We start from the raw sequence: 20,319 nt of genomic DNA on the forward strand, positions 1-20,319 counted from the left end.
CCGCGTTTTTTCCTAATCCCCAATCCCCAATCCCCAATACCTAGATTATTGTGGATAAATCAAAATCTTGTACGTATCCGGCGTAGGTGCGATCGCTTGCTCTACAGCTTGAGATAAATCTTTCAAGGGATAGCGATCGCTAATTAATGCTTGCACGTTAATACGGCGATTAAAGACAATGTCTGCCGATAGACTTTGCAGGCGGTAAGATGAACTGTAACTGCCAATCAAGTCTATTTCTCGACGGTAGAGAATATTTGGGTTGAGAGGAATTTCCACTTCATCGGGAAACTCGGCAAAAAAGAGGATTTTCCCACCTTTGCGAGTACAGTCGAGGGCTTGAAAGAAAGCTTTTTCGCTAGGCACGGCAAGCAGAGTGACATCTACACCCATACCGTTAGTGAGTGCTTTAATTTTGTTTGGTAAATCGGCATCACGAGCATCAAACGCCGCTTCCGCACCCACAGCCAAAGCTTTTTCAATGCGGGAGGGAATTAAATCGGTAGCGATCGCTTTCGCCCCAAAATATTTTACCAACATCACAAACATTAACCCAATTGGCCCCGCCCCAGTAATCAAAACCGTTTGCCCAGGAGCAATTTGCGCTTTTTTCACTGCCTTGAGACAACAATTCGTTGGTTCAACAAAGCTTGCTTCTTCAAAACTGATATTATCGGGAATGGGAATTAGCCCACCATTGCGGACAATATGACCAGGAACCTTCACATAATCGGCAAAACCGCCGCCACTGGGTGCAAATCCTGCTGTAGTGCAGATATTTTTATAGGTATCGCACATCGAGAAATTGTCATTTAGGCAGTAATCGCAACGCATACAAGGGATATGGTGCATCACTGCTACTCTTTGCCCTACTTGCCAATTTTTTACCTCTGCACCCACTGCTGCAATGGTTCCCGCAGTTTCATGCCCAAAGATGCGCGGCGGTTCATATAAGGGATAACGAATTTTTTTAATATCCGACTGACACAACCCCACTACCCGCACCTGTACCAGCACTTCATCTGCTTGGAGTGTGGGTTCGGGAATCTCTTCGTAAGAAAGTTGATTGACGCCTCTAAATACCTGTGCTTTCACGTTGATCTCTCACCGCTCAACGATCTTAGATTTAACACTACAGGCGTTCTTTAAGCTATGAATTTTGAGATATTTTGTTTGTAATGCTGCTGTGACTATAAAACATCATCAAAGCCAAGCTCTCGAATTTTACTTACAAATTTTGATAAATTCGCTCCATCGGGCTTATTTAATAAAGCAAGTAATTCTGTAACAGTCAGGGAGTGTCTTCGATACTTTTGAGACTGTTTCCGCACTACTTGAACCATCTCTTCAGGGTAATGGTCGAATAGGTCACTCAGAAAATTATCTGGTAACTGTGCTTGAATATTCCAAGGAGTTAAAGCTTGGGCATCAAAGTCTGTAAGATTTTTAGTAACAATAATATCAGCCCTCGCTACTACCGCAGCAGCAAGAACATGACGATCTTTAGGGTGATTTGTCATAGCTTGCTCAAGCCCTACTGGTACTTGAATCATTGCTTCAGGAAAAGCTGCTTTCATTAGCTCTTCAAGGATTGTAGCTTTCTCAGCAGAAATTTTCCCTTTCACAACAAGATTGCCCAATGCTTCATCTAAAATTTTCTGTGACCAATAAGTGTATATATAAACCCGCTTCAGCTGTCGATAACAAAGTATTGCGTAGATACATAGGAAATAACACGCAGGCATCTAAGAGAACTTTGAGCATAGTAATTTTACTGTTGTAATTACTCGTCCTCGTACAAACCTGCTTCTTCACTAAGTTCGACTAATTGCTTTAAAAATTGGCTACGTTTTTGAGATCGCTGTTGCTTGTATTTCTTCAAATCCTCTAAGCGCACACGCCGATGGGAACCCACCTTGATGTAAGGAATTTCCCCTTGTTCTAATAACTTGATTAAATAGGGACGTGAAACATTGAGAAAGTCAGCAGCTTGCTGTGTTGTCATCTCCTGCTCTTCGGGGACTATAGATATAGCCTTACCAGATGCCATCGCATTGACAACTTGACGCAGCACTTGACAAATACTTTCAGGAATGTAAATCTCTTCTCCGTTAGCTCCTACAAGTTTTGCTTGGGAGCCTTCATGTGTCAGTATGCGTGCCAATTGTCTGATGGATTCCACTTCTTGCTGTTTAGCCATTACTGACTCTGTTGGCGGCCTTAACATGATGCTTTTAAGAGACAAAATACTTCTAGCTTATCCAGAATAACATATTACATATTACATAAACGAAATAATCGAAAAACAAGAAATAAATAATTTTTTTGTTTTTAGTAAAGACCAGTTATTTTTCGTCAGAAAGTTAATCCAGTTTAGACATAGGGAATCATAAGCAGAGGCGGATTTCACAATTCTGCGTACATGGCAAGTATTTATAAGGGACAAATATGGCTAAAAAAACTTACCAAAACAAAAATCGGGATCTAGATGTTTTGTTTAGAGATATTGAAACCTGGTTCACTGAACAGGGCTATCAGACACAAACTAATAGAACAGACGGAGCTTGGTTCTTGCAAGCTGCAAAAACCGAGATGTGGCGGAAGGCGGTTGGTGCATCCAGAGCATTCAACGTTTTGATTCAAGGACAAACGAATGATTTTTCTGTGGAACTTAGCACTGGTGAATGGGCATCAAATCTAGCTGCTGGCGGCATTGCAGCAGTTTTGACAGGTGGTGCTACTCTGCTTATCAGTGGCTTTACAGCAGGCTGGTCAAAGAAAATAGAGAGTGATTTGTGGAATTTCATCGATCAGAAGGTAATGTTTGGTGAAAAAGCCAAGTCTACTCAAGAATTGGTTGTCATGAAGGCTCAAAGTACTTTGGAAGAGAAACTAAAACAGCTTCAAGATGCCTATGAACAGGGCTTCATTGATGAAGTTGCTTACAACACCAAAAAGCTGGAAATGGAAGGACAGATGCAAGCTAGTAAGCAGAATGCTAATACTGAAGAAAAACTTATGAAACTCAAGGGCTTACTTGATGCAGGAATTTTAAGCCAGGGTGAATTTGAGATGAAAAAGGCTGAATTGATGCGAGAGTCTTCTAATTCAGAATTGGATGCTCAAATTTCTAAGCTCAATGCCGCTGTTGCTGCGGGAGTCTTGACACAAGAGGAGTATGAAAGCAAGAAGGCTGCGATAGAGAAGCAATCCGAACTTGCTACAAAAATTAAGCAGCTTGAGAACGCTAGAGATGCTGGAATCATTACCCATGAAGAGTTCGAGAAGAAAAAACTAGGGTTGCTTGTCTAAAAGTTAGCATTTGAGTAGATTATGGCTGCGGTTGTCTCTTCCCATCAGTAAGGCGATCGCAGAAGGCTAACACTTGATTTGGGTAAAAAATGTCGAATATTCCCACTTCAGAGCAGAAAACCCAGTGCTTCAATACTATGTGTTTGGTTTAGCAAGCTTTACTTACCTATCAATCTAGTTCGCATAGATGAGCGAACAGGCAACGTCTTCTTTCTGGCGGGTGAGGAAAATATTATTGAGATATTTCCTAACGGAAAGTGGAGGTATGTAGGATGAGTAAGCCTGACTTCAAAGCAATGAGCCGGAAAGATTTACACGCCTACGTGCTTGCTCACCGAGACGATCAAGAAGCCTTTTATGCCTATGTAGACAAGTTACACGCAGAGGCTACTTGGATTGAAATGCCACCGTTGCAGTCAGTCGAAGACTTAGAGAATTACCCAGAATTTATTGAGCATCTTTGCAAAAGTTCAGAACCACATTAGGAACTTTATTTAAAACTTGCTGAAATTTATTCCAACTACCGCGTTTTGCTTTTTCTTCTATATAATCTTTGGGCATCCATGCTGAAACTTGTGCCGGTAGGGCGATCGCTACAAGTTGTTCAAGGGACATATTTTCTTTGGCTGCTAAGGCTTCAATTTGTTTATATAAAGAATCGGGAATTTGTACGTTTAAGTTGCTCATGATATCTCTCCTACATATTGTAAGAATTCTTTAGGAGTTAATACTCAAATGCCAAATTTTTCTGCGGTTTGAGAATTTCTTCGTACTCGAAGATTAAGGCGATAGAAATATTTAACTGCCAACGAGAATCGTTAAGCATTATTAACAGCTTGTAGGATGCGCCACGGCTGGAGTATAGACCAGCTAGTAGTACGTTAGTGTCTAGTACAATTTGATACGGCATTGTCATGTTTTGACGGTTTACGCACAAAGAAAAGAGATGATGAATCAGACATACACAGCTGATGTCTTAGTTGTCGGTGGCGGAGCAGGGGGAACTGCTGCTGCTATTCAAGCAGCGCGGCGGGGAGCAAAAACTATCCTCGTGAGTGAATTTCCGTGGTTAGGAGGAATGCTAACTTCTGCTGGAGTATCTGCACCTGATGGCAATGAGCTAGAAGCTTTTCAAACAGGTTTATGGGGTGAGTTTTTAAGGGAGTTGCAGCAGCGACAATCAGGAGGATTAGATAACAGTTGGGTAAGCTTTTTTAGCTACGATCCGCGTGTTGGTGCGGAGGTTTTTGCAGATTGGGTACGAGAGTTGCCGAATCTGACTTGGATTTCTGGACAAGTACCGCGCTCGGTTGTTCGGGAAGGAAATTGTGTAACTGCTGTTGAGTTTAAAGATTTTACCGTTCAAGCTAAGGTAATTCTTGATGGAACGGAATTGGGGGATTTGTTGGCTTTGGCTGAGATACCTTACCGTTGGGGTTGGGAATTACAATCTGAGTGGGGAGAACCCAGCGCTCCAGTTAGTTTTAATGCTTTAACAGCAAAATATCCCGTGCAGGCTCCTACTTGGGTAGTCTTGTTACAAGATTATGGTGAGATTGTTGCCCCAGAAATACAGGCTGCACCTAATTACGAACCGTCACTGTTTGCTGGCGCTTGGGATAACTATGGTGCAGAGGCATTTTTAAATTATGGGCGATTACCAGGGGGCCTGTTTATGATGAATTGGCCTATTTGTGGTAATGACTATGGTGAAGGAGTATCACGACTAATTGAGTCAGAAACGACACGACGTGAGTTTGAAACAGAATGCCTCTATCATAGTCAAAATTTTGCCTGTTATATTCAATCTCAATTAGGTCGTCGCTTTGGTTTGGCAAATAATATTTTTCCCAAAATTTCAAATCAAACAGGCGCTTTTGCACTTTATCCTTACTACCGGGAAAGTCGCCGCTTAGTAGGGCTAACAACTGTTACAGAACAAGATATTTTACCAATAACAGGAGCTAGAGTTGCAGCGCTAAAAGAAGATGTGATCGCTATTGGTAATTACGCTAACGACCATCATTATCCGGGTATAAAGTTTGAGTTGCAACCAAAATCCATTCGCTGGGGTGGACGTTGGACGGGTACTCCTTTTACAATTCCCTACCGTTGTCTCATTCCAGTAGAGACTGATGGTTTATTGGTATGTGAAAAGAATATTTCTGTATCTCATATTGCTAATGGAGCAACGAGATTGCAACCTGTAGTAATGGGTATCGGTCAAGCGGTGGGAATGGCTGCTGCTATTTGTGTAGAGTTGAATTGTCAACCGAGGGATTTACCTGTAAGAGTCTTGCAGGAAGCTTTACTACGAGATCGGCGATCGCCCGCAGCAATTATTCCATTATTTAACTTATCACCTCTTCATCCTCAGTGGTTGCAATGGCAACTACATTACCTAGACAACCCAGAGACTTATCCAGTGAGTGGCAATTGTCCTGATTCATTACCTGCTCAGTACTTTCAAGAAAAATACTCTAACTCTTTTAGCGGAATTTTACACAAATTGGCTCCGCAAGATTACAGATTTACTATTACTACGCCAGCCCCATATCAAGGGCAAACTTGGCAGCTTGTAACTTTGCGATCGCCTATAAATGAGCAATTACAAAATAGTCTCCACAACCAACAAACGCTTAAAATATACGGACGTTTAAATCAAGCAGGTAACTGGTTGCTAGTAGAAAATATTAATTGCTAAACAAATATTTCAGGATCTAGGTTAATTACGATTTGATTGAAAAATGAAAAAGACGCAGAGAATTTCTCCGCGTCAGCCCTTATTGAGTAGTCCACCACACAAATTATTAGAGGCTGTAGAACCCCGAATTTTCAAACAAGTCAGGGTTCTGAGCACCTGTGAACTGTCAAAAGAATATATTAGTTCTGCCTGTTTTAAGCAGTTGTTTTCTCACGGTTGTAGTCCTTAGGCTTTAAGCCATTCAAAAACATTGGCACAAACTTTTCGATAAAAGCTTGTGGATCTCGCTGCCAAACTCTTTGTGCTACTTCAATTCTGGTGAACTGTAACTCAGGAGCTAGCAAAGTTTTGGGTAAGCGCTCTATTAGGTATTGAGGGCGCTGCCAAAGCGGCATTGTATTTGCTACTTCTACTAAATTAGCTAGTCGTCGAAGTTCTGCCCCCAGCGTGATATCCATGCCGGCTTCAAATGCTGCTTGTTCAATCGCAGTATATTTACGCTTGGCTTGTTCGACTTTTTGTCGATGTTCTGGACTTTTGTCTGCCAGCTGCCCTAACAAACGATTGCCCCAGCGAACATGTCCTGCCTCCTCTGGCAAAATTTTTTCTATGGTTTCGCGAATCTTAATATTTTCTTCTGTCTGCGGCCCCTGCTTGAGAGCATAAATGTGGGCAGAGAAATATTCACAACCGCGTTTTTCTGTGACGTTAATGGCAGCAAGGGCAGAAATTACAAAATCGTCACGGTCTTTGGCTGGATCTTTTTGTTCGTGATCAAGCAGCCGTTCAAATTCATCTATGTATGAATTTCCCGGAGGATTACCAACATTGGCTCCTAATTCAACCAATACATCAGTTAACCACATAGCATGACGAGCTTCGTCACTAATGTGGTGAGACAAGTCTCGTACCAGTTCAACTGGCTTGCCGTCGAGTTTTTCAATTAATTCTGTGAGATCTTTGCAACTGCGTTGTTCGCTATAACGATAACGGTTGAGGGTGATGAGATGGAGTTCGCGATCGCCGATCACTCCTTTCAAAATGTCCCTCGCACTCAAAGCGTTCTGAAATTTCCGTGGATAAGCAACAGTCATCTGCTTTTATGAAGTTTTGTAAAACTTATTTCTAATGTTAACGTAGGAAAAAATTAATTTCTCAAATCTCAGCTTAATATTTTGTGACAAACTTGATAGTAGATTTTCTATGCTGACAAGCTTCTTGAATTCAGCTTAATAAAAATATCAGAGATAGAAATAATATAATTTTGATTTACTTTTATTTACCTACATTTAATATTTTTTACTGATAAATCATTCACCTTAAGAAGGATTTATATCCTAAGTGAAACGAATCTCAAGAGGGATGTTATTCATTATTTGCTTTTAGGCAAAATGGGAAGATTTTCAATGATTTTAATTAGGCTATCAACCCCCACTATTCCATTCGTGCTGGCTCGCAATCATATACAATATTAATTTTTGTTAAAATGTATCAATCCGTAACAACTGATACAGAATTGATTTGATAGATTATTGATAGAGGAAAAAATATACTAGAACAGCAGGGAGAAGTTAGATTATGTCTACTCAAGAAAGAGCTCGTGCTTTAATGATGCGTCATTATCAACTGATTAAAAATCGTCAACAGTCGATGTTAGAACGCACAGGCGAAGAAATCGGTCTTCCTGGAGAAGTATCCCATTACTGGAATCCGATTCAAGGGAAAATAGATCCTAATGCTCGGATGACTTATGATCGCAGCAACGCGGCTATGAGCTAGATAGTCAGAGTTTGATAGTTGGGAGTTGAAAGGTGGTAGTTGTTATGAACAACCAACGACCAACAAATAAAAAGCCAAAAAAGCCACCCTTAGTGGGTGGCTAAATTTATGCATTGATTGGGACTAGTTTTGCCGTCAGCGTTAAAATGTTAGTTTCTAGTAAGCTATCGCATTGTTTTGAGGTGTTCGTAGTAAGCGATGCACACGCTCATGGACTAAAGTCCTTACTACGAAATTAATACAACCATCGTAATTAATGCGATGAACTACTAGCCTCTAGTCCCTAGTCCCTAGCCCCTTCCAATTAACAGTCGTAATAAAGAGAAAATTCATAGGGATGGGGACGTAACCGCATGGGGTTAACTTCATTATCTAGCTTGTAAGAAATCCAAGTTTCAATGAAGTCTTCTGTAAATACGCCTGGTTCAGTCAAGAAGGCATGATCGTTCTCTAGCGCTTCTAATGCCAATTCTAGAGAACCAGGAGTAGAAGGAACTTTCGCCAGTTCTTCTGGGGAGAGTTCATAAATGTTTTTATCCAAAGGTTCGCCAGGCTCGATTTTGTTCTTGATACCATCTAAGCCAGCACAGAGCATGGCAGCAAATGCCAAGTAAGGGTTAGATGTAGCATCAGGACAACGGAATTCTAAGCGCTTGGCTTTGGGGTTAGTGCCAGACAGAGGGATACGAATCGAAGCAGAACGGTTACCTTGGGAGTAAGCCAAGTTTACTGGTGCTTCGTAACCAGGCACGAGGCGCTTGTAGGAGTTGGTGGTAGGGTTGGTAATCGCCAACAATGCAGGTGCGTGTTTGAGAATACCACCGATGTAGTACAGTGCGGTTTCGCTCAAGCCAGCATATTTATCGCCTGCAAATAAAGGTTGCCCGTCTTTCCAAATGGATTGGTGGGTGTGCATCCCAGAACCATTGTCTTGGAAGACTGGTTTGGGCATAAAGGTAACGGTTCTACCATATTTACTAGCTACATTCTTGATGACGTATTTGTATGTCATCAACCAATCAGCTGCTTCGATTAATTTACCAAAGCGGAAACCCAATTCACACTGCCCACCAGTTGCTACTTCGTGGTGGTGCTTTTCAATTGGTACTCCACAGTTTGCCATCGTCAGCAGCATTTCCGTCCGCATATCTTGCAGAGTATCAGTTGGAGCAACTGGGAAGTAACCCTCTTTATAACGTGGTTTGTAACCCAAGTTAGGGCCTTCTGCTTTACCGGAATTCCAACGACCTTCTACTGAGTCTACATGGTAGTAGCCTTCGTGAGAGTTTTGATCAAAGCGGACATCGTCAAAGATGAAAAATTCCGCTTCCGGGCCGAAAAACGCTGTGTCACCAACACCTGTAGAAACCAGATAGTCTATCGCTTTCTGGGCAATGACGCGGGGACAACGACTGTACCACTCCCCTGTACGGGGTTCTTTGATGCTGCAAATAATGCTGAGAGTCGGTTCCTGCATGAAAGGGTCGATCCAGGCAGTGTTTGGATCGAGAACCATTGCCATATCTGATTCGTTGATGGCTTTCCAACCCCGAATGCTGGAACCGTCAAAAGGTACACCGTCTGTAAAGCTACTTTCATCGATTTGGTTGTGGAACACTGTCAGGTGCTGCCAAATACCTGGCATATCGATGAATTTCAGATCAATCATCTGAATATTTTTGTCCCGAATTTGTTTCAGGACTTCTTGTGGGGTTGTCATGGCTACTCCTTCTCTACCGTTTTAGTACCGTTTTAGTACAGTAAACCACAATGTTAATGCACGCTGACCCTATTCGGATAAACCCAAATCTAGAGACACCCTGCAATATCCTAAGGAGATAAAATAGGTGCATTTTGTATTATTTGTTACGGTTTTGAAGTTTACAGCTTATATTAACCTTTGCTAACCAACTCTACAAAACTTGACAGTTCATCTCATAGGGACAACTTTGGCTTAGAATCCTTAATTAGCGCATACATTGTTTTTGTGCCTGGGTTTCTTAAAAAAAATATTTATTGGCACAAAAATTAGCAGCTTACTAAAAACAGTCAAATAAATATCAAACCATAGATAGGAAAGATTGGGAGAAAAAGGAATGCGGGACGCAGTCACAAGCTTAATTAAGAATTATGACGTTGCTGGGCGCTATTTTGACCGGAATGCGATCGACAGCCTCAAATCTTATTTTGAAAGTGGCACGAAGCGCGTGCAAGCAGCAGGAGCTATCAATTCTAATGCCTCAGCAATTGTCAAGCAGGCTGGTTCTCAATTATTTGAAGAACAGCCAGAGTTGATTCGTCCTGGCGGCAATGCCTACACTACTCGTCGGTATGCAGCTTGTTTGCGCGATATGGACTACTACTTGCGCTATGCTACCTATGCGATCGTAGCTGGTAGTATGGATGTGCTAGATGAGCGAGTATTGCAAGGTTTGCGGGAAACCTACAATTCTCTGGGGGTTCCCATTGGCCCTACAGTCCGTGGTATTCAGATTATGAAGGATATTGCGAAGGAGCAAGCACAAGCGGCTGGTATTGCTGATACTAGCTTTGTAGACGAGCCATTTGACTATATGACTAGAGAATTGAGCGAGCAGGATATTTAGTGCAAGAAGGCAGGAGGCAGAGGGCAAAAGGCAAAAGGCAAGAGAACGCAAGTTTTAATGCTTAATATAATCTGCTTTTTATCTAGTTCTTTCTGTCACTTTGCAGTAGTCAATTCCAGATCTAAAAAAATTGATCTATCGCACTTTGGCTTGATTGACAAGGTGCGTTTACTTTTTTTTAATACTAAAAATTAATTACTTCATTCCTATAGGACTTATATTTTGTATTTGATTTTATTTTTGAAATATGTGGTAGGGTGTGCCAGCGAAGCGTAACACACGCTCTAAATGCTTCGGTGCGTTAGGACTGAGTCCTTAACACACCCTACATAATACTTCCTTCTGCCACGCCAGTCGCACTCGACGCGCTTAAGCCGACGCCAGTTAAGCTCATCCCCCAGACTTCAGTCGGGGGGATGAAAGCGGGCCGAAGTGAATTGGGAATTGGGCATTGGCCAATGCATGAATGCCCCTTGCCCCAAGACGACGGACGACGATTCTGAGCGCCCCTTAAAGGAACGGGCTTCCCCGTCGTCTTTTGGTGACGCCAGGTGCTACCCTGCGGGAAGCCGCCCTCTGGGCGTCTACAACGCGCTTAACCCGACGCCAGGTGCTACAACGCGCTTAACCCGCAAGGGCGCACTGGCTCCGCAACGCGCTGGCTCCTCTGCCCTCTGCTTTCTGCCTTCTACAAGTGATAATTAGAAAATACATGAGACAGTAAGCAAAAACACTCGTAGAACAGAAAATTGGTTAAGCAGCGATTAGATACTTTGTTAGTAGATTTGGGGTTGTGTACTTCCCGTCAGCAAGCACAACGGTTAATTCAGGCGGGTGAGGTAACTGTGAATCAGCAGGTGTTGGATAAGCCAGGAACAGAAGTTGAAACGTCGGCTCAAATTCAAGTCAAAGAGCGATCGCGTTTTGTTTCTCGTGGTGGAGAAAAGCTTGCCAAGGCGTTAGAAACTTTTACTATTTCTGTAAAAGGGCGTATTTGCCTGGATGGCGGTATTTCTACAGGGGGTTTTACTGATTGTTTGTTGCAAGCTGGGGCAAAACAAGTTTATGGGGTTGATGTTGGCTACGGGCAAGTGGATTGGAAGTTGCGTAACGATCCACGAGTAATTTTACGAGAACGCACTAATTTAAGACATCTTATGCCTGAAGAGTTATACGGTGTACCCCCTGAAGAAACAGGGGGAGTTTACGCTGATTTTGGAGTGGTAGATGTGTCGTTTATTTCTTTAACTAAAGTTTTGCCTGCACTGTCGCTTTTACTACAACCTCCCCGTGAAGCGGTTTTGTTAGTTAAGCCACAGTTTGAAGTTGGCAAAAATCGTGTAGGTAAAAAAGGTGTTGTGCGCGATCCTAAAGATCATGCTGATGCTATTTTTCAGGTGTTGCAAAGCGCTCTAAAATTAGGGTGGAAATTCAAAGGTTTAACTTACTCACCTATTACCGGGCCAGCTGGAAATATTGAGTATCTTTTGTGGCTAGGAATGGAAAGTGAAACTTCATCACCTAATTTAGAAACTATTCAAGAAATTACGAAATCAGCAGTACTTGAGATTAGAGAAAATTAAACATCGTAAATCCGACACTCAGCTGCATCTGGGTGAGTTTCGCAGTAAATTTCTAGTGCAGTTTTCTTTTTTGCTGTCATCAATTGATGAAATTTCTCGGCTTGTAGTTCCTCTACAATTTCCCAAGCCACAGCGCAGTTAGTAGAGTGATTTCCTTTTACTTCACAGGTTGTATGGGCTTGAGCAACGGCTTGGGCAATAGCTTGCTCAATATCAAAAGGTACAGAAGTTTGGATTACATCTAAACTTTTTGCCATTGTTTTTATGTTTTGCATAATGCAATATAAGTTGGCTGAAAGCTCAGATTAATTCATGAGCTTACACTTCTAGTTTATATAGGCTTTTTAAAATAAAGTAGTAATCAAAATAATCATTTGTGGATGAGGTGATTAGCTCTAATTAACTTATAAATTAAATAAATAGTAATAATTAACTATTTATTTTTTTAAATTGGTTGTATATGAACAAACTATAAATAATTAATAAAATTTTAATTTTTATTGCTTTAACTAGTGTAATTTTTGATGTTATTTTGAAGGTTAAAAAATAAAAACCAAATTTTCAGATTTGACGAACAAGAAATAGTTTGACTATGATCTGAGATATTATCTTTTGGTCTGATTCAAACGAGAGAGGCAATTATAAAGCGATCGCCAAAAGGAATAAAGAAAAGATTAAGTTATTAACCGATCTGCCCCCAGCTAGAAGCACTCGCTTTATAATTTGTAGAAAATATACACATAACTTAATCAACCTTAACAAACCTAGTCACTGATTTAAAAATGTTTTCTAACGAAAAAGAGAAGTTTTTTCACACAGAACTAGTCAAGTATGGCGTAGATTATCAAAGAGCTGCTAAAGTCGCTAAGATTTTGGTATCTGAGATGTCAGAACAGTTTTTAACTGACGAAGAAATAAGACTTGCTGAAGACGTTTGCAGAGAGTGGTTAGGAAACCACAAGCGTTTGACTTCGATATTCAAGGAAAATTAGCGCTAAAGCGAATATTTAAGTTAAGTTAGTCATCTATTATTCCCAAATTTTGTCCCAATTCCTGTCGCAGACGGTACAAAATAGTGTTGGGTTCCACTTCGGCAAGAATTTCTGCAATTACCGTACTAGCGCCCAACTGCCCCCAGCTACAACCTTTTTCGAGATAGACTTGGGCAGCCTTGCCGACGCTGTATGCTCCATAGCTGGCAATCCCAGCTTGTGCGATCGCGCTGCCAGCAAAAGCGGTAATATTGCTAGGATTATCACCGGAGGCGACAGCAGCTGTAGTTTTACCTAAACCTAGAATAAAACTGCTGCCTAGTTCTGTGAGCAGCAAACCACCAGAACTTAATAAGATTGTTCTCAAAAGCTTACTCGCTTCATAGCCAGTCATGGGCAAGCCATACAACCGAGCAAGAGAGCGGATTAATGCCAAGTCGGCTACAGTTCCGCCCAATACATCTAAAAAAGCGATGGGATTTAATCCTACAGCTAGAGCTTTGTACTTTGTAAATTGCCAGATCAAGTCTTCTGCTTCTCGATTACGAATATCGACAGTTTTCGACGCGATCGCCTCTTGGGCTTCTTTTGCTTGTACGAGTGCGTTTAAAGCTAAAAGCGATCGCCCTTCGCGGTTGAGAATTTTCAGGATTGTCTGTTTGAGTTCGTCTATTTGTGGCGATGGTGCTTCCCATTCATAAGCCACCTTGCCATCAGGATACTCAACCCGCACTTCAAGGGGTGCTGGCTCCGCCGCTACCATAACAATTTCATCAGGTTGTAGAGGTTTTGCTTGCAGATTACCCGCACCAAGTTGTTGGAGATTTTGGTAAATTTTTGCTCGATCTGTATCTGGGTACAAGTCTATTTTGTTAAACACCAGAATTAGAGGCTTTTGGCTATAGCGCAATTCACATAAAGCTTGATATTCAGTGCGAGTGATATCGCCAGCAACGACAAATAAAATTAAATCTGCCTGACGTGCGACTTCTTTTGCCATTTGCGATCGCGCTTCTCCCGCAATTTCATCTAATCCAGGTGTATCAATTAGTTCTACTTGTACTTTGCCAGCAGGATTCCAACTTATAGAACGAGGATACTGAGTTACGCCATGAAGGGGGCCTGTTTGCAGAAGCTTTTGCCCTATTAAAGCATTCAAAACTGCTGACTTGCCACGACTAACCAAACCAAAGGCAGCAATCCGAATCACATTATAGTCTAGTTTATTAAGTGTAGCATTTAAGACTTCTAATTCCGGTTTAACTAAACCCGCTAACTGTGGATTTGATGATGCTTGTCCGGGTTTACGGAGATTGCCATACCAAGAGAGTGCTTGTCTAAGACTAGCACGAGCACGATTGAGGTGAGTTTCTTGTAGGTTCTTTGGCACTTCGTTGAGTTGAGTCAAGGTTAGAAAGCAAACAGTTAGTTATTTATATTGTGTCGAATTTTGAAGCTATCTGTGTCTTGTGTCAACTAAACATGAAAGCTCTGTAATATACCCGACTTCTAGAGAAATTGGGGAACTGTGTTTTTACAAAATCAATTTTGACTGACGAATATGGGAAAACTAACTTTAACAACTAGTTTGATTTGTACAACTAGTTTAATTTGTATAACTAAGTTTACAAAATATGAAATGCTTTACTTCCAGAAGCTTTATAAAAATACCTTTACGCGCCCTATTAATAGTTCCCTTCGTCGCTCAAATTTCTATCTCGGTTGGTTTAGTCGGATATTTATCATTCAAAAATGGACAGAAGGCAGTGAACAATCTAGCCGAGCAGGTGATAGATAAAAGCAGCGATTTGGTAAATCAGCATTTGAATATCTATTTGGCAATGCCGCATCAAATTAATCAATTAAACGCAGATGCTATAGAAACGGGAATTCTCGATTTACGTGACTTTGAGCGAGCAGGAAAATTCTTTTGGAAACAGACACAGCTCTATAAAAATTTAGCTTACAACGGCTATACTCTCGTGACAGGGCAAGGGGCAGGCTCTGCAAATTATCCGGGCAGCAAATCTACCACAATAGAACTGTATCCTCTTGTAGCTGTCAAAGGAGTTTCTAAAGTTTCTTCCTATGTGACGGATGCCCAAGGGAATAAGGCAAAGCTAGTTAATACATATGATTACAACAGTTTTGAACAACCTTGGTATACAGAAACAGTAAAAGCTGGTAAACCAATTTGGAGTGGTATAAGTACTTGGGATGGTGAGGTTGATTATATCGCCGCTTCCGCCAGTTATCCCATCTATGAAAAAAGTGGTAAGTTGATTGCTGTGTTTGGCGTTGATGTACTGCTTTCGAGTATCAGTGATTTTCTTCGCCAAATTCACGTTAGTCAAAATGGTAGTGTTTTTATTATTGAACGTAATGGGTTATTAGTTGCAAATTCTAGTTCCCAAAAACCCTATGTGATTGTTAACGGTAAAACTAAACGATTGGCTGCAACTGACAGCCCCGATCGCCTGATTCAAGTAACTAGCAAGTATTTACTGCAAAAGCTGGGTGATTTTGACAAGATTCAAAACCAACAGCAATTGACATTTGATTTCAAGGGCGATCGCCAATTTGTTAAAGTTACTCCTTGGCGCGATCGCTTCGGTTTGGATTGGCTTGTGGTTGTGAGTGTGCCGGAATCTGATTTCATGGGGCAAATCTACGCCAATACCCGCACTACATTTTTCTTATGCCTGCTAACTTTAGGAGTAGCATCTATTGCAGGTATTTACACATCTCGTTGGATTACCCAACCAATTTTACGTCTAATTCAGACAAGTCAGGCGATCGCCACGGGAAACTTAGATCGTTCGGTAGAAGTAAAAGGAATTGAGGAGTTGGAGATACTGGGAAAATCCTTCAACCACATGGCTAGGCAACTGCAAGAATCTTTTACAGCGCTCGAAACAGCGAACCAAAAATTGGAAGAGGCTAACGCGGATCTTGAGGAGCGGGTAGAAACACGTACGAGTGAACTTTTAGCAACAATAGCTCAGTTGCACCATACCCAAGCGCAGATGGTGCAGGGTGAAAAAATGTCAGCTCTTGGTCAGATGGTAGCAGGCGTTGCCCACGAAATTAACAATCCAGTTAACTTTATTCATGGCAATCTCACTCATATTGATGGGTATACTCAGGATTTATTACGCTTGTTGCAACTCTACCAAAAGTACTTGCCTGAACCTCCAGCAGAAATAGCCGAAGAACTTGTCGAAACTGACTTTGACTTTTTGGAACAGGATTTAACTAAGGTACTCCAGTCGATGCGCATCGGAACGAACCGCATTCGTGAAATTGTACTGTCATTGCGAAACTTCTCACGCTTAGATGAAGCAGAGGTGAAAGAAGTTGATATTCATGAGGGCATAGATAATACGCTCGTAATTTTAAATAACCGCTTAAAAGCAAAACCAGATAGTCCCGAAATCCAGGTAACTAAAGAGTACGGAAAGTTACCCTTAGTAAGGTGCTACGCTGGTCAAATGAATCAAGTATTTATGAATATTCTCAGCAATGCCATTGATGCATTGGAGGAGTGCGATCGCCAGCGAACATTAGAGGAGATTCAAGCCCAGCCCAGTGTAATTCAAATTTCGACGGTGGCTAAAGGTAACACTGTTACTATTAGTATTAAAGATAACGGTTCTGGCATGAGTGAAGCAGTACGCTCCAAGTTATTTAATCCATTTTTCACTACAAAGCCTGTTGGTAAAGGTACTGGTTTAGGTTTAGCTATTAGCTATCAAATTGTCACTGAAAAGCATAATGGAAAACTTTCCAGTTATTCGCAACTAGGACAAGGAACTGAGTTTGTAATTGAAATTCCCATTGTGTAATTATCTATAATAAATCAGGTTTTATTTCTGAAAATATACGTAGTGGCGTGGCAAGCAAGTAGGGTGTGTTAGCGACAGCGTAACGTACCTTCCAAAGGTTTTGGTGCGTTTTTTCTTTTGCCTTTCGCTATAGAAATTGACAGTTTAGTTTATCATCTTTGCGGGAAGACCCCATACGCAGCGTAGCGGAGTGTGGGGGACGGCAGTTGCTACAACGGGGGGAACCCCCGCAACGCACTGCCTCATGAAAGCAAAGCCAAAGTCTGTAGCACTTAACTAATTAACTTAAATTGGATAAGTATTGTATATTAAGCACTATGGGAAACAAAGCTTACAAATTCAGGCTGTATCCAAACAAAGAGCAATCAGCATTTTTGGCAAAGTGTTTTGGTTGTTCCAGATTTGTGTACAACCATTTTTTGAGACTCACAACAGATATTTACGCCGAGTCTAAAAAGTCTCTGCGTTACAAAGAATGGGCAAAACTATTAACAGGTTTAAAATCAGAATTTGAATGGCTTAAAGAAGTTAATTCTCAGTCACTACAGCAAACCCTTAAGGAATTAGAGTCAGCATTTGTCAGATTTTTTAAAAAGTTAGGAGGATTCCCAAACTTTAAAAAGAAAAGTAATCGGCAATCGTTCAGAGTGCCACAACACTTCTCTATAGATACCAATGGGTTTCTTAAGCTCCCTAAGTTGACACCTATCAAGATGGTGATTCATCGGGAGATACTAGGAACACCAAAAAATATCACCATATCCAAGACACCATCTGGGAAGTATTACGCATCAATAGTAACTGAGCAAGATATTCCTCATGCACCTTTGAATGGTGACAAGATTGGTTTAGATTTGGAACTCAAGGAATTTGCAATTACATCAAAAGGTCAGAAGTTTGAGAACCCTAAGTATTTTCAACAATCTTTACGCCGACTCAAGATTAGACAAAGGAGATTAAGTAGAAAAACCAAAGGTTCTAGTAATCGCAATAAAGCTAGATTAGTTGTAGCTAAAATTCATGAAAAAGTGGCTAATCAACGGCAAGATTACCAACACAAAATTAGTCTGAAACTGGTATCCGAGAACCAAAGAATATCAGCAGAAAGTCTAAATATTAAGGGAATGGTAAAAAACCGTAAGTTAGCAAAGCAAATAAGTGATGTAGCGTGGGGCAACTTCCTCACCATGTTGGAATACAAAGGGGATATGTACGGATGCGAAATGCACTATGTAGACAGATTTTTCCCTAGTTCTAAGAGATGTTCCCACTGTGGATACATCAAGCAAGATTTAACACTAGCCATTCGTGAATGGGAGTGTCCAGAGTGCAAAAGTTTTTGGGACAAAGATATTAACGCTGCCCTGAACTTGATGCTGTTCTCTGAATCAAAAATACCCTTGGAAGAAGGGAAATCTACGCCTGATCAGCTAGTTGTAGACGCCCCTTGTGGGCGGCTTCCCGTAGGGTAAGACTAGGGATGAACCGGGATACTGGTTCAGGACAGGAAGCCACAGGTGTAGCGTAGCGTAACCTGTGGTACTTCACTTGCTAGCCTGAAACGGCGTGTACTTTCCACCTAATGCTTCAACAATTGTCCGTGTATTAGACTCAATCATTTTGATATAAGAATCGCCCTCACTTCCAGGCGCACCAATCGAATCCGAATAAAGTTGACGCGGTGCTAAGTTCACACCTGCTTCTTCGGCAACTGTCTTAATTAAGGCTGGGTTAATAGTTGTTTCTGCAAAAATTGCCGGAACACCAATTTTTTTAATTGACTCTACCAATCTCTGCACAGTTTGGGCGCTTGGTTGTTCTTCGGTACTAATGCCAATTAGTGTACCTGCAATTGGTATTCCATAAGCGCGTCCGTAATATTGAAAGGCATCGTGAGTTGTCACGAGTTTGCGCTGGGCAGGTGGAATTGTCTGGATTTGTTGGGCAACCCAGCTATCTAACTGTTTTAATTCTGTGGTAAGTTGCTGCGCTCTCTGGGTAAATTCTTCTTTATCTTCTGGTGATAACTCAATCAAAGCATCCCGAATTGCGTTTACCATAGCGATCGCATTCTTCACATCACCCCAAACGTGCGGATCTGGAACTACTTCGCCTTTACCCTTATCTAGTTGTAAAGATTTGGCGGCTTCTCCTACTGCTACCTTTCGCGCTTTTGTGCCAGATGCATTCATTAACCTAATTAATCCGGGTTCCAAGTTATAGCCGTTATACAAAATCAAATCCGCTTCTTCTAAAACCCTGCTGTCTTTTGGTGTGGGTTCATAAACGTGCGGATCGGTGCCTGGTTGGAGAATTCCTGTCAGCTGAATTTCGTCTCCTCCAACTTCTTCGGTGAGATCGGTAATAATCGTACTAGTTGCTACAACTTGAGGCTTGCCATCTATAGTTGCCCTAGAAGAGTTCGTTTCTGTACAGCCAAGTAAAGCAAACCCTAAAAGTACTCCCACAAATATCTTGTCAAAAGCAACAGAAAAAAAGACTTTTGACTTCCACTTATTGGCAATAGTAGTCTCTGCCTTCGGTATTAGTTTCATTGATGAAGAAGATTACTCCCGGCTATAGATGTTTTCATTTTTCTTTCATTTTTATAGTAAACTGAAGCCAATCAGTATGAAAACACTATTGTGAAAACCTTATTTTTTCAGCCAAACTCAATTCCATTTCAGAAAAAAGTTGAAATGCCAGTTCCCGTAAGTAAGCTTACTAATACAAATGCAACGGAAGCAATTTACATTGCCCATTTAGGAGTGCATTATCGAGAAGTAGAAGCGCTGCGAGATGTTAACTGCATTATTAAACCAGGGAAACTAACAGGTATTTTTGGCCCTAATGGCGCTGGGAAAAGTACGCTTATGAAAGCGATGCTAGGATTAGTTCCTAGTCGTGGTACAGTTTTATATCAAGGAAAACCTTTGATGCAGCAACTTGAAAAAGTTGCCTATGTACCACAGCGCAGCCAAATAGATTGGACTTACCCTGCCACTGTTTGGGATGTAGTGATGATGGGAAGGGTAAAAAAAACAGGATGGTTGCGTAATTTTAGTGCAGTTAGCCGCCAAGTTGCCAAAGCTGCACTAGAAAGAGTAGGCATGAGCGAGTACCGTAACCGCCCAATTGGACAGCTTTCGGGGGGACAGCAACAACGCGTATTTTTAGCGCGTGCGCTAGCACAGGAAGCAGAAATTTTTTACTTTGATGAACCATTTGTAGGAATAGATCAGAAAACTCAGTCAGTAATTTTTGAAGTCTTTAGTGAACTCACTGCCGCCGGGAAAATAGTCTTGGTTGTCAACCACGACTTGGGTGAGTCTATTTCTCATTTTGATGAGTTGATTTTATTAAATAAGGAGTTAATCGCTACAGGTTCCCGACAGCAAGTCTTAACCGAAGATAATTTGTCCACTGCTTACGGTGGTAATGTAATGTTTTGGAAAGAGGCAGCGTAATTAGTCATTAGTCATTATTACAAAGGGCAAA

21 protein-coding genes are annotated in these 20,319 nt (G+C 41.3%); 11 read left to right on the plus strand and 10 right to left on the minus strand.

Annotated elements, in window-relative coordinates:
• Positions 1-45 precede the first annotated feature (45 nt).
• The 3 genes from QUB80_RS26125 to QUB80_RS26135 form a co-directional block, all read right to left on the minus strand.
• Entirely contained in the window at positions 46-1,095 is a 1,050-nt protein-coding gene (locus QUB80_RS26125) for a zinc-dependent dehydrogenase (protein WP_289792401.1), read from the minus strand.
• A 95-nt stretch (positions 1,096-1,190) separates the two neighbouring features.
• Positions 1,191-1,625: a VapC50 family PIN domain-containing toxin gene (locus QUB80_RS26130; protein ID WP_289792402.1), complete on the minus strand. Its 435-nt coding sequence runs from the start codon at positions 1,623-1,625 to the stop codon at positions 1,191-1,193.
• Between the two features lie 158 nt (positions 1,626-1,783).
• Positions 1,784-2,200: a helix-turn-helix domain-containing protein gene (locus tag QUB80_RS26135; RefSeq protein WP_289792403.1), complete on the minus strand. Its 417-nt coding sequence runs from the start codon at positions 2,198-2,200 to the stop codon at positions 1,784-1,786.
• 248 nt (positions 2,201-2,448) lie between these two features.
• On the opposite strand from QUB80_RS26135, the gene QUB80_RS26140 reads away from it, so the two are divergent.
• From QUB80_RS26140 to QUB80_RS26145, 3 genes are all read left to right on the plus strand, one after another.
• Positions 2,449-3,312: an SHOCT domain-containing protein gene (locus QUB80_RS26140; RefSeq protein WP_289792404.1), complete on the plus strand. Its 864-nt coding sequence runs from the start codon at positions 2,449-2,451 to the stop codon at positions 3,310-3,312.
• Between the two features lie 78 nt (positions 3,313-3,390).
• The gene (locus tag QUB80_RS35315; RefSeq protein ID WP_502875330.1) at positions 3,391-3,588 is read left to right on the plus strand and encodes a DUF6888 family protein; all 198 of its coding nucleotides are present in this window, start codon (positions 3,391-3,393) and stop codon (positions 3,586-3,588) included.
• Positions 3,585-3,797 carry a DUF6887 family protein gene (locus QUB80_RS26145; protein WP_289792405.1) on the plus strand — a complete coding sequence of 71 codons (213 nt, stop codon included), beginning with the start codon at positions 3,585-3,587 and terminating at the stop codon, positions 3,795-3,797. Before QUB80_RS35315 ends, QUB80_RS26145 begins: the two co-directional genes overlap by 4 nt.
• Here the strand turns inward: QUB80_RS26145 and QUB80_RS26150 are convergent.
• The gene (locus QUB80_RS26150) at positions 3,760-3,999 is read right to left on the minus strand and encodes a hypothetical protein (protein ID WP_289792406.1); all 240 of its coding nucleotides are present in this window, start codon (positions 3,997-3,999) and stop codon (positions 3,760-3,762) included. The genes QUB80_RS26145 and QUB80_RS26150 overlap by 38 nt on opposite strands.
• Before the next feature lie 37 nt (positions 4,000-4,036).
• Entirely contained in the window at positions 4,037-4,222 is a 186-nt protein-coding gene (locus tag QUB80_RS26155) for a PIN domain-containing protein (protein ID WP_289792407.1), read from the minus strand.
• Positions 4,223-4,258: 36 nt separating this feature from the next.
• Here QUB80_RS26155 and QUB80_RS26160 point away from each other — a divergent pair, with 36 nt between their 5' ends.
• Positions 4,259-6,016, plus strand: a complete 1,758-nt coding sequence (locus tag QUB80_RS26160; protein WP_289792408.1) for an FAD-dependent oxidoreductase — start codon at positions 4,259-4,261, stop codon at positions 6,014-6,016.
• Between the two features lie 194 nt (positions 6,017-6,210).
• On the opposite strand, the gene QUB80_RS26165 is transcribed toward QUB80_RS26160, so the two are convergent.
• A complete protein-coding gene (locus QUB80_RS26165) occupies positions 6,211-7,110 on the minus strand; it encodes a ferritin-like domain-containing protein (protein ID WP_289792409.1) in 900 nt (299 codons plus the stop codon).
• A 484-nt stretch (positions 7,111-7,594) separates the two neighbouring features.
• Here QUB80_RS26165 and gifA point away from each other — a divergent pair, with 484 nt between their 5' ends.
• Entirely contained in the window at positions 7,595-7,795 is a 201-nt protein-coding gene (gene gifA / locus QUB80_RS26170; protein WP_016873337.1) for a glutamine synthetase inactivation factor IF7A, read from the plus strand.
• A gap of 304 nt (positions 7,796-8,099) precedes the next feature.
• On the opposite strand, the gene glnA is transcribed toward gifA, so the two are convergent.
• The gene (gene glnA, locus QUB80_RS26175) at positions 8,100-9,515 is read right to left on the minus strand and encodes a type I glutamate--ammonia ligase (RefSeq protein ID WP_289792410.1); all 1,416 of its coding nucleotides are present in this window, start codon (positions 9,513-9,515) and stop codon (positions 8,100-8,102) included.
• Between the two features lie 376 nt (positions 9,516-9,891).
• Here glnA and apcB point away from each other — a divergent pair, with 376 nt between their 5' ends.
• Both apcB and QUB80_RS26185 read left to right on the plus strand, forming a co-directional pair.
• Positions 9,892-10,401 (plus strand): allophycocyanin subunit beta, encoded by a 510-nt coding sequence (apcB, locus tag QUB80_RS26180; protein WP_289792411.1) that lies wholly within the window; start codon positions 9,892-9,894, stop codon positions 10,399-10,401.
• A 749-nt stretch (positions 10,402-11,150) separates the two neighbouring features.
• Positions 11,151-11,984 carry a TlyA family RNA methyltransferase gene (locus QUB80_RS26185; RefSeq protein WP_289792412.1) on the plus strand — a complete coding sequence of 278 codons (834 nt, stop codon included), beginning with the start codon at positions 11,151-11,153 and terminating at the stop codon, positions 11,982-11,984.
• Here QUB80_RS26185 and QUB80_RS26190 read toward each other — a convergent pair.
• Positions 11,981-12,241 carry a Calvin cycle protein CP12 gene (locus QUB80_RS26190; protein WP_289792413.1) on the minus strand — a complete coding sequence of 87 codons (261 nt, stop codon included), beginning with the start codon at positions 12,239-12,241 and terminating at the stop codon, positions 11,981-11,983. The genes QUB80_RS26185 and QUB80_RS26190 overlap by 4 nt on opposite strands.
• A 525-nt stretch (positions 12,242-12,766) precedes the next feature.
• On the opposite strand from QUB80_RS26190, the gene QUB80_RS26195 reads away from it, so the two are divergent.
• A complete protein-coding gene (locus tag QUB80_RS26195) occupies positions 12,767-12,976 on the plus strand; it encodes a hypothetical protein (protein WP_289792414.1) in 210 nt (69 codons plus the stop codon).
• Between the two features lie 25 nt (positions 12,977-13,001).
• Here the strand turns inward: QUB80_RS26195 and QUB80_RS26200 are convergent, their stop codons facing one another.
• On the minus strand, positions 13,002-14,384 hold the full coding sequence (locus tag QUB80_RS26200) for a GTP-binding protein (RefSeq protein ID WP_289792415.1): 1,383 nt from the start codon (positions 14,382-14,384) through the stop codon (positions 13,002-13,004).
• 226 nt (positions 14,385-14,610) lie between these two features.
• Here QUB80_RS26200 and QUB80_RS26205 point away from each other — a divergent pair, with 226 nt between their 5' ends.
• Both QUB80_RS26205 and tnpB read left to right on the plus strand, forming a co-directional pair.
• A complete protein-coding gene (locus QUB80_RS26205; RefSeq protein ID WP_289792416.1) occupies positions 14,611-16,821 on the plus strand; it encodes an ATP-binding protein in 2,211 nt (736 codons plus the stop codon).
• A gap of 317 nt (positions 16,822-17,138) precedes the next feature.
• The gene (gene tnpB / locus QUB80_RS26210; RefSeq protein ID WP_289792417.1) at positions 17,139-18,293 is read left to right on the plus strand and encodes an IS200/IS605 family element RNA-guided endonuclease TnpB; all 1,155 of its coding nucleotides are present in this window, start codon (positions 17,139-17,141) and stop codon (positions 18,291-18,293) included.
• A 72-nt stretch (positions 18,294-18,365) separates the two neighbouring features.
• Here the strand turns inward: tnpB and QUB80_RS26215 are convergent, their stop codons facing one another.
• Complete coding sequence (locus QUB80_RS26215) at positions 18,366-19,376, minus strand: metal ABC transporter substrate-binding protein (RefSeq protein WP_289792418.1); 1,011 nt, start codon at positions 19,374-19,376, stop codon at positions 18,366-18,368.
• A gap of 144 nt (positions 19,377-19,520) precedes the next feature.
• Between QUB80_RS26215 and QUB80_RS26220 the strand changes: the two genes are divergently transcribed.
• Positions 19,521-20,288 carry a metal ABC transporter ATP-binding protein gene (locus tag QUB80_RS26220; protein WP_289792571.1) on the plus strand — a complete coding sequence of 256 codons (768 nt, stop codon included), beginning with the start codon at positions 19,521-19,523 and terminating at the stop codon, positions 20,286-20,288.
• Positions 20,289-20,319 lie beyond the last annotated feature (31 nt).

The organism is Chlorogloeopsis sp. ULAP01, assembly GCF_030381805.1.
In the GTDB taxonomy this organism is placed as follows: domain Bacteria; phylum Cyanobacteriota; class Cyanobacteriia; order Cyanobacteriales; family Nostocaceae; genus Chlorogloeopsis.